This window comes from Bradyrhizobium sp. LHD-71 (assembly GCF_031157255.1).
In the GTDB taxonomy this organism is placed as follows: Bacteria; Pseudomonadota; Alphaproteobacteria; order Rhizobiales; family Xanthobacteraceae; genus P52-10.
This window is the reverse complement of sequence record NZ_JAVIFX010000008.1, coordinates 197,364-212,420: the sequence shown is the minus strand read 5'-3', so window position 1 is coordinate 212,420 and position 15,057 is coordinate 197,364. Positions and strand designations below refer to the sequence as shown.

Genomic DNA, 15,057 nt, shown 5'->3' with positions numbered 1-15,057 from the left:
ACCGCGGTCACCAAATACCGCGGCCACCTCTATGACCGAGGTGGGCTGATGGATAGCGGTATTCGCACCAAAACGCGCAGCCTCGCTTCCGGGCTGCGCAATCTGTTGGCGGCGCGCCTCAGGACTTAGGTCAGGGACATGGTCAGCGGCGGCGCCACATTATCCGGCAGCGGGCAGACGTACGGCGTGCTAGTCGTGCGCTTTGCGAGGTCCGCCTTGGCTGCGGCGATCAGCTTCGGGTCCATCAAGCCCTTCACGCCGAGCTGGGCCATCGCCTTGGCGGCCTGCACCATCGCCTTGTGCGCGGCCGGCGTCTTGCCCTGAGCCACTACCTGCCAGGTGTGGAAGGGGGTGCCGATGGCGACAGTCGGCGCGTGCACCTGCACCGTCGGCACGACCCAGCTCACGTCACCAACGTCAGTCGATCCGACAAGAGGGTTGCGCTCGGCATCGAGTGGAACGATGAAATCCGCGAGCGGCCGATCGGTCGGATCCATACCGATCGCATGATAAACCGAGGTGATATCCTTCTCGGTCAGCGTCGAGCGAATCTTGGTAGCGAACTCTTTGTCTGTCGGATCGAAATGCGGCGGACCCAGCTCTTCCATAATATTGTGAAGTGCCTGCTCCAGCGGCGTGTTGCGCAGGACGTTGGAGACCGCGGAGACGATGTGCATCTCCATTCTTGTCTCGGTCATCAGCGCGGCGCCTTGCGCGACCTTCTGGACACGTTGCACCAGCTCGTTCATGCCGGGAAGATCGCGAGCGCGAATGGAGTAGCGCACGCGCGCATGTGCTTGCACCACGTTGGGCGCAATTCCGCCCGTATCGAGCAATGCATAGTGGATGCGGGCGTCGCTAGGCATGTGCTCGCGCATGTAGTTGACGCCGACATTCATCAATTCCACCGCATCGAGCGCGCTGCGGCCGAGATGCGGCGCAGCGGCAGCATGCGACGCGCGGCCGGTAAAGACGAAATCGGCGCGCGTGTTGGCGAGTGATGGCGTCACCACCACCTCCCAGAAACTGTGCGGATGCCAGGTGATGGCGATGTCGGCGTCAGCAAAGGCGCCGGCGCGCACCATGAATGCTTTCGCCGCGCCGCCCTCCTCCGCAGGACAGCCGTAATAGCGGACACGTCCCGGCACTTTGTTGGCGGCAAGCCAGTCCTTCACGGCGGTGGCAGCGAGCAGTGCGGCCGAGCCGAGCAGATTGTGACCGCAGCCATGGCCATGGCCTCCCGTTTCAACCGGGCGATGTTCGGCCACATCCGCTTCCTGGCTCAGACCAGGCAAGGCGTCATATTCGCCGAGGAAAGCTATGACGGGTCCGCCCTCACCCCATTCGCCGATCATGGCGGTGGGAATGCCGGCAATGTTCCTCGTGATACGGAAGCCCTGATGCTCCAGCTCGGCCAGATGCTCGGCGGACGAGCGCGCCTCGGTGTAGCACACTTCGGGCATCGCCCAGACCCTGTCACTCAGCTCGATGAAACGGCCCTTAATCGCGTCAACGCCACGCCAAATGTCACTGCGGTTGTCCATGCTGAGATCTCTGATCCTTAAGGTCGATGCACGTTATCATTTTCGGCGGCCTTCTATCCAGCGCGGCCGGATATCAGCCATGCAGCCGGCATTGTGGGAGGCTCGCCTTTCCCCTGCATAGCACACGACGTGACATCACAGTGGATTTGCGGACACCGCTTGCCCGATCATCGGTTGTCACAGCGAGTAGGTAGGAACCAGCCAATGGACCTCGAATTGCTCACCTTCATCGCGATCGGCTTCCTGGCGCAGCTGGTGGACGGCGCCCTTGGAATGGCGTTTGGAACCATCACGAGCTCGACCCTGGTCCTGCTCGGCACGGCTCCGGCCGTCGCGAGCGCGGCCGTGCATACGGCCGAGATTGCGACGACGGCGATGTCGGGAGCCTCGCACATCTGGAACAGGAATGTCGACCGACGACTGTTCGGTCAGCTCGCCATCACCGGCGTCGCGGGCGGAGTGTTTGGCGCCTACGTCCTTGCCGGTCTCCCCGAATCCATCATCAAGCCGATCGTCACGATCTATCTCGCGGTCATGTCGGCGATCATTATCGCCAGGGCGTTTGGCTGGCGCTCGGGGACGTGGCGGCCGCCCCGACCGTTGCTCGGTGCGACCGGCGGCTTTCTGGATGCCGCGGGCGGCGGCTGGGGACCATTGGTCGCTTCAACGCTGATTGCCGGAGGCGATCAGCCGCGGCGCGCGATCGGTTCGGTCAACCTGGCCGAATTCTTTGTCACGCTGAGCATTTCGGTGACCTTCGTCACTCAGCTCGATCTCGCACCTTACGCCAAACTAATCCTCGGCCTTGTCATCGGCGGCGCGCTCGCCGCACCGCTCGCCGGTTATCTGCTGCGCGTGCTGCCTATGCGCGCGGCCTTGGTCCTGGTTGCAATTGCCCTCACTGCCGTCAGCTCCCTCAATCTGATCGGCCTCCTGAGGTGAGGCCGATGGCGACGAGCTACAGGCGAAGCGACCGGGAAACAATTTCACGCAAGCAGTCTTTTGTGTCTACACTGCTCCGTTCGGTCGTCAGATTTCAACTGCACACGGAAGGCCATCATGGCACGACCTCAACTTCGCCGCCCCCGCTACAGAGCCATGATCGTTGCGCCGCAGCCGGAGGCCGCTGAAGCCGGCCACGTCACGCTCGAGGCCGGTGGCAATGCCCTCGATGCCGTGATTGCCTGCGCCCTCGCGCAAGGCGTGGTCGATCCCCTGATGTGCGGGCTCGGCGGCCTCGGCAGCCTGCACATCTTTGATCCGAAGCAAGGCGAGAGCCTCGTCTTCGACGGCCTGTCGACCTGCCCCGCCGCGTGCACACCGGGCATGTGGCAGAACATCTTCGAGAAGGAATGTGACGACGGATACGGTTTCGTCCTCAAGGGCGGCGTCAACGAGATCGGCCATACGGCGGTCACGACGCCCGGCATCGTTCGCGTCTTCGGCGATGCACACAGGACATTCGGCAGGCTGCCGTGGGCGGAGCTTTTCCATCCAGCCGTAAGTTTGGCAGAGGAAGGCTGGGTCGTCCGTCCCCACGTCGCCATGATGTTCGCCCTGAACGAAACGAAGGTTGGCCGCATACCCTATGCGAAGAAGCTCGCGCACACGGCGGACGGACGAAAGCTTTACTTGCACGCAGACGGTGCACCCAAGCGGCTTGGCGACGCGGTGACGAATCCGGACCTTGCCGACACGTTGCGAATGCTGGCGCGCCATGGCGCCGAGAGCTTCTATACCGGCGAGATCGCCAAACGCATGGCCGACGACATGGCCGCAAATGGTGGTCTCATGACGCTGGACGATCTTAAAAGCTTCAAGGTTCGGCGAAATGCACCGCTGACGATCCGCTACCGGGGTCGCACCATCGCAATGCCCCCTCCGCCCGCGGGTGGCATCTATGTCGCTCAGATCCTTCGCACGCTCGAACGTTTCGACCTGACCGGCCTTGAGCACAACGGGGCGGAGTACATTGCCGTCGTCGCCGAAGCGATGAAGATCGCCGGCGTCGACAAGGATCGCTTCATCGGCGATCCCGATTTCACCGAGCCGCCGCTCGGCAAGCTCTTGTCGGATGCGTATGCCGAAGAATGCGCGGCTAGGATCAGAAGCGGTGAGAAGACGCCACTTGCGCGCACAATGGCTGATTACAAGAACACGACGACGGTGTCCTGCATCGATGCGGATGGCATGGTCGTCTCCCTGACCCACACCAACGGCACGCCCTCCGGTGTCATTCCGCCCGGCCTCGGCTTCATGCTGAACGGCGCGATGAACTGGTATGACCCTCGTCCCGGCCGCGCAAGCTCGATCGCCCCCGGCAAACGGCGCTTTTCCTCCATGACTCCAACCATCGTTTTCGAGGATCGCACACCGGTCTTCACCGTTGGCGCGCCGGGCGGTGCGTGGATCGGCCCGGCGGTCCTGCAGGTGCTGGTCAACGTACTCGACTGGGGCATGCCGGTCGCAGATGCAGTTGCGGCTCCGCGCTTCAGCGCCACAAGCGATGCGATCGATATATCGAACCGCATTCCCCGGCGCGTACAAAGGGCACTCGAAGCCAGAGGCTATGAGGTCAGGCGATCGCCGCTGAGCTACCCGTTCGCCGCGCCGCACGGCATCAGTTGCTGGGATGGTGTGCTTGAAGGCGGCGCCGACCCGCAACGCGACGGTTATGCTGCCGGGATGGCCTGATTCGCGAGGTCGACGCTCCCGTCACGGGCGGCATCGCCGCTGAAGGCAAGCTGGGTGCCCGGCGCAACCCACACGACGTGACAATCACAGGTCCTTTTCGGCGAGTTCGCGAAATTCGTCGGGAACTGAACGAGCAATACCCAGCATCACCGAGCCGTATCCGATCGCATTCCAGCCGAACCGATCGCGGATCTTGTCGATCGCACGATCAGCCGCCGAGCGTGCCATGCCTATTTTGGTGCCAGGGCGACGGCGCTCATCGTGAAGCCCGAGCGGGAGTTCGAGTTCGATATCCCAGTGCGCCTCGAGATGTGACACGGAGATCGCCAGCAGCGAGATGATCTTCTCATCGGGATGTTCTGCCAGGACCGCGCGCACCAGATCCTCGGCAATCTCGGCAAGGATCGCGGTCGCGGAAATCGGCGCGTCAAGCGTGATCGATCGGGTGACTGAATTCAGACTGGCAAAGCGAACGCGAACCGTCACGGTTCGGCCGGGCCTGGACCTGGCGCGGAGCCGCGTGCCGATTCGATCAGCAAGGTGACGCAAAGTTGGTCGAAAAATATGCTCTTCGGCAGGCTTCCGACCGAGCGCCGATTGCGCCCCCGCCGACTGCGCGCGGCGGTCGACCTTGATCTTCCGTGGATCGCGATTCCACGCCAGCGCTGTAAGCTTATCTCGTGCGGCGGGACCGAGCAGCTGCTCAAGCGACCATCCGGGCGTCTTTGCCAGTTGGCCGATCGTGAGCACACCAGTCTCGGCAAGCCGCGCTTTCGTGACCGGACCCACGCCCCACATCAGTTCGACGGGCAAGCAATGCAGAAATTCCAGTTCAGCGTCGGGGTCGACGACCACCAGTCCGTCGGGCTTGGCCACCTGCGAAGCAATTTTTGCCAGATGCTTGGTGCGCGCCACACCGACTGAAATCGGAAGGCCGAGCTCTGCCCGCACGCGCTGGCGGATCGCGTTGGCAATTTCTGCGGGCGGACCGAAAAGATGGGTGCAGCCCGCAACATCGGCGAAAGCTTCGTCGATGGATATCCGTTCCACGAGCGGCGTGAAATCGCCCATCACCTTGATCGCGGCGTCGCCCAGCCGCTGGTATTCCTTGAAATGCCCGCCGACGAAGACGATCTGCGGGCAGAGCTCGCGCGCTTGTCGTCCCGGCATGCCTCCGCGCACCCCAAAGGCCTTCGCTTCGTACGACGCGGCAAGCACAACCCCACCGCCGACAGCGATGGGTTTGCCGCGTAACGCAGGGTCAAGCAGCTGCTCCACCGAGGCGTAGAAGGAGTCCAGGTCCGCATGCAGGATGGTGGCTGTCGTTGCCATCCCGAAGTTCGCCCGTGACGTTCTGAGAACACTTTGACGAGAACATAATGAGAACATTGACGGCTGGAGTCAAGCGGCCGCGCAATATGGCCGAAAACGCCGTCGCCGCCCGATAGGCCAGCACGATGATGCCGATCGAACGAGACGGTATCCATCCGCTTCTGGCAGCGCGACGGACTACGCCTTCTCCAGAAACGTCATGACTTCGGCCGCAGCCATTTCCGGAGCTTGCCGTGTCGCCACATGACCGATCCCCGGCATGACGACGACACTCGACTTGGAAATCATCTGGCCAAGCGCAATTGTGTGATCCGGCGGGATGAGACGGTCCGCGCCGCCGACCAGGATCAGAGTTGTCGCTTCGATCGGACCGAGATCGCCGGGCACGGGCCGCGAAAGGATCGCGGCGCGACGTTTCCTTTGCTCCTCGGTGCGGCTGCCGCCACAGAACCTGTCCGCTACCTCGGGGTAAGATGCGACGTATTCCGGAGGATAGTAGTGGCACGCGATTTCGGCTGCCGAACCCGGCAGCTCGGCGCGCAGCGCTGCAAGCTTCGAAAACACCCCCGGGTTGACTGACGACGGCGAAACATCGATCCGGAAGGTGCTTGCAAGCACCAGACGACCAATCAGTTGCGGATGCCGCCGGGCCAGCACCTGGGCAATCGCACCGCCGAGTGATGTGCCGAAGACGTGGACGCATTCGTATCCAAGCGCCGTAATCAGCCCGGCTGCGTCCTCGGCCAGTTCATCGAGACCGTACGGCACGGGCGGATTGCGTGTCGCGCCGGAGTCACGCTGATCATAGGCGATCACTGTGAATCGTCGCTCCAGCAGCCTCGCAAACGCATCGAACATGGTGCGATCGGCCTCCGCGCCGTGGATCAACAGGACCGGCTCGCCGGAGCCCCTCCGGCTGAAGGCAGTGGAAACGCCTCTGACGTCTACGACGGATACTGGCTGCATGGTTATGACGCGACTCTGCACCTGTTGCGTGGGAAAAGGCGAGTTGCCGGCACCGTCGATTGAACGTCTCAGGCCGCTCGCACGGCGGCCTCATGGCCGAGAAGGATCTTAAGCGCATCCGCGAGTGCAGACGCAGGTTTTGGCGACAATGCGCGACATCGCCAGGCGACATATCCGTCCGGGCGAACGAGAACCGCACCGCCCTCGACTACGCCGTAGGCTTCCATCCACGCGTTGTCGATATCGACAACATCATCGCCGATGACATAAGGCACAACACGCGGTGTGACCTGTCGGCTTGCCGCTTCGCGCCATGCAGCGCCGCCCGGCGCCGCAACCAGAACGAAGTCGCGCCCGAACAAATCAATCATCGACAGACGTTCGCCCTTGTGCTCGACCCAGACATGCGGCGCGCGACACCCTGGCGTTGCGGACGGTACGTATTCGGTGACGGGATCGTCGACGCGAGGCGGCGCCGAGCCGTCGGAGAGAACCGCTGCGGATTTGTAGCGCGCGCCGAAGACGAGGCCCTGTTCATTAAGATATTCTTGGCGCGGCAGCTTTGGCGCGCTCTGCCGCTCGGTTCTCTTCAGGCTGCTCATGTTCAGGTAGGTCGCCTTCACGACGTCTGTCGCATGCGGCCGGCGCTCGGCATCGTAGCTGTTGAGAAGCGATGGATCGGCGTAGCCTTCGAGCACGGCGGCAATCTTCCAGGCCAGATTATGTGCATCCTGCACGCCAAGGTTCAGTCCAAACCCGCCGCTCGGCGTGGTTTCGTGGGCCGCATCGCCTGCCAGAAATATCCGTCCCGCGCTGAATTTATCGGCGACCATGGCAGAGCATTTCCAGAAGCTGATGCCGAGAACCTCAACCGGCAAGTCCGGCACACCCACAGCCTGACGGACCAGTTCGATGCACCGTTCGGGCGGCAGGTTCTCTTTGCTGAAACCGTAGACACTCAGGCTATGAACCAGAAAGCCCCAGCGATCGCTGCCGTTGATGGTCAAGAACGTCGCGCGCAGATCGGGCTGATCAATGTAGTAAAGTGCTGCCGGCCGCTCATCGACCCAGGGCCGCAGATCGACACGGCAATGAACATTGACGGAGTCGTAGATATCCCGTTCGCCCGTCCGTTCGATGCCGATCATTGCGCGCAACGGGCTGTGGGCGCCATCGGCAGCGATCACGTACTTCGCAAGGACCCGACCGGTCTCGCCAGTCACGCGATTGGTGAGAACGCCCGTGACGCCATCTTCGGTCGGCAGGATCTCGGTCAATTCGGTGGAAAAGAGGAGACCGCCCGGAGCGAGCGCTTCGGCGTGCCGTCGTAGCACCGGTTCGAGCAGATCCTGTGAGCAGCCGCAATTTGCAGCTGGTGACGTCACGAGATTCTTCGGCGAACCGCGACCAGGCGTAAGGCGCTTGACCTCGTTGCCGGCGAGGCTTTCGGCCCACAAGATCATCTTGCCGAACCGTGGCGGCATTCCCGCAGCACGAATATCGGTTTCCAGGCCCATCTGACGGTACATCTCCATCGTACGCGCATTGATGCCGCGTGCCTTTGGCAGGATGGCTGTGCCGGGATGTCGCTCCACCAGCAGCGAACGCACACCTTGCTGCGACAACGCCAACGAAGCCGTCAGTCCGACGGGCCCGCCACCAACGATCAGTACAGGTGTAGTCAGCATTCTGGCGCTCCAGGCTCGTTCCACGCCGACGCAGCGATGCGGCAGTGGAAGGCACACCGCAATCCGCCCGCGACGACCGCCGGCATCTCAGTTTCTACGGATCGGTACTATTGACTTACCGATCTGTACATCCCAGGATCGACGGATGCAAGGCGCAGCACCCGACAAACGTATCTTCCTATTCAATCGGTGGCGCGGCGCACTCACGACGAAGGATCCGGCCGGCTCTTCCGCACGCCAACCATAAGGATCAGGCCCATGCACGTTGAGAGACGCGAGGCATTGAAATTTCTGCTGGCCGGCGTTCCGCTGTCTTTTGGTGCATGGGCGCAGACCAGCAATCTTCGCATCGTGGTTCCGTTCGCGGCCGGTTCCGGCACGGATAGCAGCGCGCGCGTCTTCGCGGAATCGCTGCGCAGCGTCACTGGCGGCACAGTCATTGTTGAGAACAAGCCGGGCGGAGCAACCATCATCGGTTCGCTTGAAGTCTCACGGTCCAAGCCCGACGGTTCGACCATCCTTTACGCAACGGGCGGCCATACGACGAACGCCGTTTTGATGCGCAATCTGCCCTACGATCCTGTGACAAGCTTCACGCCCATCACCATGCTTGCGCGCAGCCCCGGCTTCGCGTTGTTCGTGCCTGCCAACTCCCCTTTCAAGACGCTGGGGGAGTTTGTCGCCGCGGCTAAGAACGAACCGGGCAAGCTCACCTACGGCTCGGCAGGAAATGGCAATACGACGCATGTGATCGCTGCTCTGTTCTGCCGCAGCGCGGGCATTGAGATGACCCACATTCCCTATAAGGCCACGCCAACGATGGACCTGCTCGCGGGGACGATCGATACGATGTTCGTGTCGCCTTCGATCGTCATGCAATACCTGAAGGACGGCAAGCTGCGCGCACTGGCGGTTTCGAGCAAGGAGCGCTTGGCTGACATGCCGAATGCCCCGACGTTCATCGAGGCGGGAATTGACGCGGAAATCGCGGCATGGTCCGGCTTCTGGGGGCCACCGAAGATGCCGCCCGCCACAGTCAACTCGCTGTATCAGAGCATCGCCCAAGCAGCGCGCAAACCGTTCTACGAGGAATACACGCGCAACAACGGCGGCGAGATCGCGCTCATGCCACCCGAGCAGTTCGCCGACTATGTGGCCAGCGAAGTCGAGCGTTACCGCAAACTGCTGCCTTCGCTCGGCATCCAGGTCGACTGAGGCGCGGCCTTCATGCGGGGCATTTGGTCGTTGCTGCAGACGACACGAACAGGCGCGGCGTCCCGGCCGTTGCACGCCGCGAAGGCGTATGCTCAACTCCTGACCAATCGAACCTCAACTCAGCGAGGGAGCGCTGATCCTTGCCGAAGCCGTTGCGATATCCGGTTGGTACGGCGTACAAGGCGCCGGCATGACCACAAAGAAGCGCAACGCGCCACCGCTGCGGGGTGGCTGGACACGGGAACGAGATTTCCTGGACATCTCGAGCGAGCTTGGCGCAAAACTGCGCGAACTGCGGCAGACCGCGGGCATCTCGCTCAAGCAGGCGCAGGATCTGACGGGTGTCCCGCATGCGACGCTGTCGCGTATCGAGACCAACAAGATGGCGCCGACCTTGCCGCTGCTGGCCAAGGTGGTCGCCGGGCTGGGCGTGCCCTGGTCCGCGGTGCTGCCGCAGTCGATCGTCTCGGACGCTCCATCAGGCCCGGAGGTGTCGTTCTCGTCCGACCAGGCGTCGGGGATTCGACTGGGCCGGCGCGAAATCATTTCGCTGCACCCGGACAACCCGCTGACCGGGCGCATCGAGCCCTTCATCATGTCTACCCGCCACCGTACGCTCGAACAAGCCGGCGGTCTCCTGGGACATCCGCACACCGAATTCTGCTTCGTGCTCGAAGGGAAGCTGCGCCTCCACCTGCAGGGTCGGCGTGCCCGCGTACTGCATCCCGGCGAGAGCGCATTGTTCGATTCCACAATTCCGCACGCCTATACCTCAGCGAGCGAAGGCTCCGCACAGTTTCTTATTGTCGCCGTACCGCCAACGACGGTGATCGGCACGCGCAAAGCGGTCGACGTCGTTTCGCAACGACGATCGAATACCACACGATTTCGCCGGTCCGAGACGCATCAGACCTGACCCATACGAAGATCACGTCCGGCATGATGCAGCTCGGCGCCAACGATCCTTGAATGCAGGCACTCGGAGGCAATAATGTCGATCACCCCAGCTGATATCCGCGGCCCTGTTCCGTTCGACACGGATCACCTCGACCGGCTGCTCGACGAAGCAGGTATCGACGCACTGGTTGTGACATCGCAACACAACGTCCAGTACTTGCTCGGCGGGTATCGGTTCTTCTTCTTCGACACGATGGACGCAGTTGGTATCTCGCGATACCTGCCGGCGCTGGTCTATCGTAAGGGCCGTCCCGAGCAGGCCGCATATTTTGGTTACGCGGCGGAGACCGACGAGCGCGACCTCGGCAAATTCTGGCCGGCTAATCTGAATTTTGCAGAGATCGGCAGTCAGCAGACCATGCGACACGCGCTCGCGCACATCAGAAAACTCGACGGCGTCAGGCGCATCGGTGTTGAAGCAGCGTTTCTTCCCACTGACGCCGGCGATGTGCTTCGGCGCGGCTTGCCGAACTGCGACCTTGTCGACGCCGTGCTTCCGCTCGAGCGACTGCGTGCTTGCAAGACCGCCGAGGAGATCGCGCACTTGCGGGAGGCCTCCGAACAGGTGGTGGCGTCGATGCTGGCGACATTCGCCCGGTGCCAGCCGGGCATGACCAAGCTGGAGATCGCTGAAACGCTTCGCCGCGAGGAAGTTATCCGCGGCCTGGTGTTCGACTACTGCCTGCTCACCGCCGGCACGAGTCTCAATCGCGCACCCTCCGGACAGCGGTTGGTCCAGGGCGACATCATCTCACTCGACTCAGGTGGGAATTATAAGGGCTATATCGGCGATCTGTGCCGCATGGGTATTGTCGGCACCGAGCCCGATGCCGAGCTCGAAGAACTGCTCGGATTCGTCGAGGACATGCAGCAGGCCGCGCGCAAGGTCGTGCGGCCTGGAGCGCGCGGCGGTGACGTGATCGAGGTCGCAGAACGGATGCTGAATGCTTCGCCGCATCGCAAGTACACGCACTATATGGCCCATGGCATGGGCCTCGTGACTCACGAAGCGCCGCGGCTGATAAACAGCACGCGCATGTCGTACGAGGCCCATGACGCGGAGCGGCCGCTCGAAAGCGGAATGGTCGTTTCGATCGAAACTACGATGTCGCATCCGAAGCGCGGCTTCATCAAGCTCGAAGACACGATTCTGGTAACCGACGACGGACACGAATCTCTCGGTGACGGCGGCCGCGGCTGGAACGTGAATCATTAACTTGACGGCCACTTGCGCAGCACCGACGCGACCGAGATGGCGATGCTGCGCCCACGATGCGACGTAGTCGTTGAACGCTAGTGTCCCGAATCCGAAGTTCGCTATACTTTGCAGCGAGCTCAGAGCGAACTTCGAATTCGATCAGGACACTAGCAAGTTTATGATTCTAGTGTCGCTTATGGGTCAGAAATTCGCACGATGCACTCGCGGCAACGATGGTGCGAATTTCTGATCCACGACACTAGTGAGCGCCGAACATTGCCTTGACGTATTGCACGCCCACGCCGAAGGCGCCGCCATACTTCTTTGCGATGCCAGTGGTGACGTCGTAGGTCTCCTGTCGCGCCCAATCCCTCTGCAGTTCGGACAGATAGCCGAGCGCCGTAATCGGGCGCGCGCCGGCCTGGATCATGCGCTCGACCGCACGCTCGTGTGCCTCCGCAGTGCAATCACCGCAGGCATCCGTCACGACATAGACCTCGAAGCCCTGTTCCAGCGCCGACAGAACCGGGCCCATGCAACAGACTGAGGTCCACAGACCGCAGATCACCAGGCGATCCTTGCCGAGTGCGTTAATGCGGCGGATGAGATTCTCGTCTTCCCAGCCGTTCAACAAGGTCCGATCGGTGACCTCCGCGTCCGGGAAGGCTTCGGTGATTTCACTGAACAGCGGTCCCGCGAACGTATCCTTCGAAATTGTCGTAAGGATCGTCGGCACTTTGAAGCCCTTCGCCGTCTGAGCGAGAATCGCGACGTTTGTTCGCAGATTGGTGATGTCGATCGACTTTGTGTTGAATGCCATCTGCGACTGATGATCGATCAGCATCATGGCGTGATCTTTCGGACTCAGAAGCGCTTTTGCCGGCGTGGCGATCGCTTTGATGCTCACGTGCTTTCCTTTCCGGGGGCACTGAAAACTTCTTGATCTTGGTGGCCGAAGCTGTGCCGATAACCGCTCGGCCCCAACGCGCGGAGGAGTTACGATGAAGCTCTGCGCGGCGCGAGCGGCATTTATGCTGAAGCATTTCCGCAAGAATGCGCGTTGATCCGCGACCTCACTTGCGGCGAAGACGGCCCCGGGATTATCGTTGCTGTTCACCTGGCGCGGCTCTGCCCTCGATGAACGCCCGCCGCTTAGCGATTGCTTCCATGCAATGGGTCATGAAGGCGCTTATGCGCCCCGACTTGCGTATGTCTGGGTGGGTCAATATCCAGAGCTCGTCACTGATGTCAGGTTCTATCGATCCAACGCGTATGAGATCAGTTGCGGTGTCCCCGTGCATGCAAGGCAGGAAGCCAACCCCTATGCCCGCCGCGATCGCAGTCGCCATGCCGGCGACGGAATCACATCGGAACACGATTCTTTCGCCAGGTACCCGCGTCTCGACGAAGCCATAGGCTTTAAGACCGGACAGGTTCTTCCCGTATGATACCCATTGATGCTGATAGATCTCGCCTGGCAGTGGTCGGCCGTCGAGAAAATCGCTTCGGCGTCCATAGACCGCCCATGCAATGGTTGCGACCTTCCGGCCGAATAGATTTTCAGGTGGCGCTCCGGTGACTGCGCGGAAAGCGATATCAGATTCGCCACGAGCAAGATTGAGCAGGCAATTTCCGACGATGACGTCGACTCTTACGGATGGATTGGATGTCTGGAAGTCGGCAATGATCGGCGTGAGAAAATCCAGCATCAACGCGTCGCTGGTCGTCACGCGCAACTCACCGGCCCGGCTCTCAGCGTGCCCCGAAACACGTCGCGCAACGCTGACAACGTCGAGCTCGACGCGTTCGGCGAGAGCTATCAACTCGAGGCCGGCGGCGGTCGGCAGATATCCTGCGCGCCGTCGGTCAAAAAGGGTGACACCGAGAGCATCTTCAACCTGCGTAAGACGTCGGGAAACGGTGGACGTATTGAGACCGAGCGCTGTCCCTGCGAGCGCGAGAGACCCGCTCTGGCCGATTGCCTTGACAATCCGTAAATCGTCCCAAGATAGCTTACGCAGGGGATCGTTCATGGTCATCCTTCGATCACTGCAAGACTGAGGCTGCAGGGTTATCAACCAAGTCGTCAACTAACATGTCGGCGTCGCTGGCGTGTACCAGGCCGACCTGGATGAGATAGCGACGGATGGACCTTTCGGCGAGATGCAAAGAATCGAAGTACCGGCCTTTGGTTTATGACAAGTGGCCTCGCCGGAAGGCTGTCCCGTAGCTGATGCCAGACCGACACCTCCCAAGGTCATTCGGGTGCGTCGTCAGGGAAGCAGGAGAATGAGACTGTCCACATGAAGAAGATCGGTTTTCTTTCATTCGGCCACTGGTCGTCGCAGCCTCAATCAGAAACGCGCAACGCTGCTGATACGCTTCTGCAATCCATCGATCTCGCGGTCGCGGCCGAAGAGTTGGGCGCGGACGGCGCTTACTTCCGGGTTCATCATTTTGCCCGCCAGCTCGCTTCGCCCTTTCCCTTGCTGGCGGCCGTCGGCGCGAAGACCCGTCGCATCGAGATCGGGACGGCGGTGATCGACATGAGATACGAGAACCCGCTCTACATGATCGAAGACGCCGGCGCAGCCGACCTCATCGCCGGCGGACGCTTGCAATTGGGCATCAGCAGAGGATCGCCGGAACAGGTCATCGATGGATGGAAGTATTTCGGATATCAACCCGCTGAGGGGCAGGATGATGCGGACATGGGACGGCGCCACGCCGAGATCTTCCTCGACCTGCTGCGCGGGAAAGGCTTCGCCCAGCCGAATCCCCGCCCGATGTTTCCAAACCCGCCCGGGCTGCTGCGTCTCGAGCCGCATTCTGAGGGCTTGCGCGAACGGATATGGTGGGGTGCAGGCTCGAACGCCACGGCTGAGTGGGCGGCGAAGCTCGGGATGAACCTGCAGAGCTCGACGCTCAAGCAAGACGAGACCGGCGAACCTTTCCACGTGCAGCAGGCGGCCCAGATCCGCGCCTACCGCACCGCCTGGAAGACAGCCGGCCATACGCGCGAGTCTCGGGTTTCAGTCAGCCGCAGCATTTCGCGCTGCTGAACGATCGCGATCGCAGCTATTTCGGAACTGGTGGTGAAAGCGAGGACCAGATTGGATTCATTGACGAACGGAGCCGCGCAATCTTCGGCCGCAGCTATGCCGCCGAGCCGGACGTTCTTATCGAGCAGCTCAGAAAGGACGAAGCAATCGCAGAGGCCGATACACTGCTGCTGACAGTCCCAAATCAATTGGGTGTCGCCTACAACGCGCATGTGATCGAGGCAATCCTGACCCACATCGCCCCCGCTCTCGGCTGGCGGTGACGGAAACGCTCTTCCCTGCCACCGCGCAACACCTTCAACATTGTTCCGACGCCGATAGCAGCGGCGGTTATTACGAAAGCCCGTTCGGCCGTCCTCATAGTTAGCTATTCGGTCAATGCGCCGGGCGTGCGGCTCGCG

General features: G+C 61.7%; 11 protein-coding genes and 1 pseudogene. 6 read left to right on the top strand and 6 right to left on the bottom strand.

Annotated features, from left to right (window positions below; genetic code table 11):
- Window positions 1-125: 125 nt before the first annotated feature.
- The gene (locus RCO31_RS11345; RefSeq protein ID WP_308968429.1) at window positions 126-1,544 is read right to left on the bottom strand and encodes a M20 family metallopeptidase; all 1,419 of its coding nucleotides are present in this window, start codon (window positions 1,542-1,544) and stop codon (window positions 126-128) included.
- A 204-nt stretch (window positions 1,545-1,748) separates the two neighbouring features.
- On the opposite strand from RCO31_RS11345, the gene RCO31_RS11340 reads away from it, so the two are divergent.
- Window positions 1,749-2,486: a sulfite exporter TauE/SafE family protein gene (locus tag RCO31_RS11340; protein ID WP_308968428.1), complete on the top strand. Its 738-nt coding sequence runs from the start codon at window positions 1,749-1,751 to the stop codon at window positions 2,484-2,486.
- Window positions 2,487-2,603: 117 nt separating this feature from the next.
- Window positions 2,604-4,238, top strand: coding sequence for a gamma-glutamyltransferase (gene ggt, locus RCO31_RS11335; protein WP_308968427.1), 1,635 nt, complete (start codon window positions 2,604-2,606; stop codon window positions 4,236-4,238).
- An 84-nt stretch (window positions 4,239-4,322) separates the two neighbouring features.
- On the opposite strand, the gene dinB is transcribed toward ggt, so the two are convergent.
- From dinB to RCO31_RS11320, 3 genes are all read right to left on the bottom strand, one after another.
- Window positions 4,323-5,570 (bottom strand): DNA polymerase IV, encoded by a 1,248-nt coding sequence (gene dinB, locus RCO31_RS11330; RefSeq protein WP_308968426.1) that lies wholly within the window; start codon window positions 5,568-5,570, stop codon window positions 4,323-4,325.
- A 177-nt stretch (window positions 5,571-5,747) separates the two neighbouring features.
- A complete protein-coding gene (locus tag RCO31_RS11325) occupies window positions 5,748-6,536 on the bottom strand; it encodes an alpha/beta hydrolase (protein WP_308968425.1) in 789 nt (262 codons plus the stop codon).
- Between the two features lie 68 nt (window positions 6,537-6,604).
- Window positions 6,605-8,224: an FAD-dependent monooxygenase gene (locus tag RCO31_RS11320; RefSeq protein ID WP_308968424.1), complete on the bottom strand. Its 1,620-nt coding sequence runs from the start codon at window positions 8,222-8,224 to the stop codon at window positions 6,605-6,607.
- A gap of 258 nt (window positions 8,225-8,482) precedes the next feature.
- Here RCO31_RS11320 and RCO31_RS11315 point away from each other — a divergent pair, with 258 nt between their 5' ends.
- The 3 genes from RCO31_RS11315 (at window position 8,483) to RCO31_RS11305 (ending at window position 11,612) form a co-directional block, all read left to right on the top strand.
- Complete coding sequence (locus RCO31_RS11315; protein WP_308968423.1) at window positions 8,483-9,439, top strand: tripartite tricarboxylate transporter substrate binding protein; 957 nt, start codon at window positions 8,483-8,485, stop codon at window positions 9,437-9,439.
- Between the two features lie 190 nt (window positions 9,440-9,629).
- On the top strand, window positions 9,630-10,355 hold the full coding sequence (locus RCO31_RS11310; protein WP_308968422.1) for a cupin domain-containing protein: 726 nt from the start codon (window positions 9,630-9,632) through the stop codon (window positions 10,353-10,355).
- A gap of 75 nt (window positions 10,356-10,430) precedes the next feature.
- Window positions 10,431-11,612: a Xaa-Pro peptidase family protein gene (locus RCO31_RS11305; RefSeq protein WP_308968421.1), complete on the top strand. Its 1,182-nt coding sequence runs from the start codon at window positions 10,431-10,433 to the stop codon at window positions 11,610-11,612.
- 241 nt (window positions 11,613-11,853) lie between these two features.
- Here the strand turns inward: RCO31_RS11305 and RCO31_RS11300 are convergent, their stop codons facing one another.
- Both RCO31_RS11300 and RCO31_RS11295 read right to left on the bottom strand, forming a co-directional pair.
- The gene (locus tag RCO31_RS11300) at window positions 11,854-12,495 is read right to left on the bottom strand and encodes a hydrolase (protein ID WP_308968459.1); all 642 of its coding nucleotides are present in this window, start codon (window positions 12,493-12,495) and stop codon (window positions 11,854-11,856) included.
- 199 nt (window positions 12,496-12,694) lie between these two features.
- Entirely contained in the window at window positions 12,695-13,627 is a 933-nt protein-coding gene (locus RCO31_RS11295; RefSeq protein WP_308968420.1) for a LysR family transcriptional regulator, read from the bottom strand.
- A gap of 270 nt (window positions 13,628-13,897) precedes the next feature.
- Here RCO31_RS11295 and RCO31_RS11290 point away from each other — a divergent pair.
- Window positions 13,898-14,919 (top strand): annotated as a pseudogene (locus RCO31_RS11290) (LLM class flavin-dependent oxidoreductase).
- The last annotated feature ends 138 nt before the right edge of the window (window positions 14,920-15,057 follow it).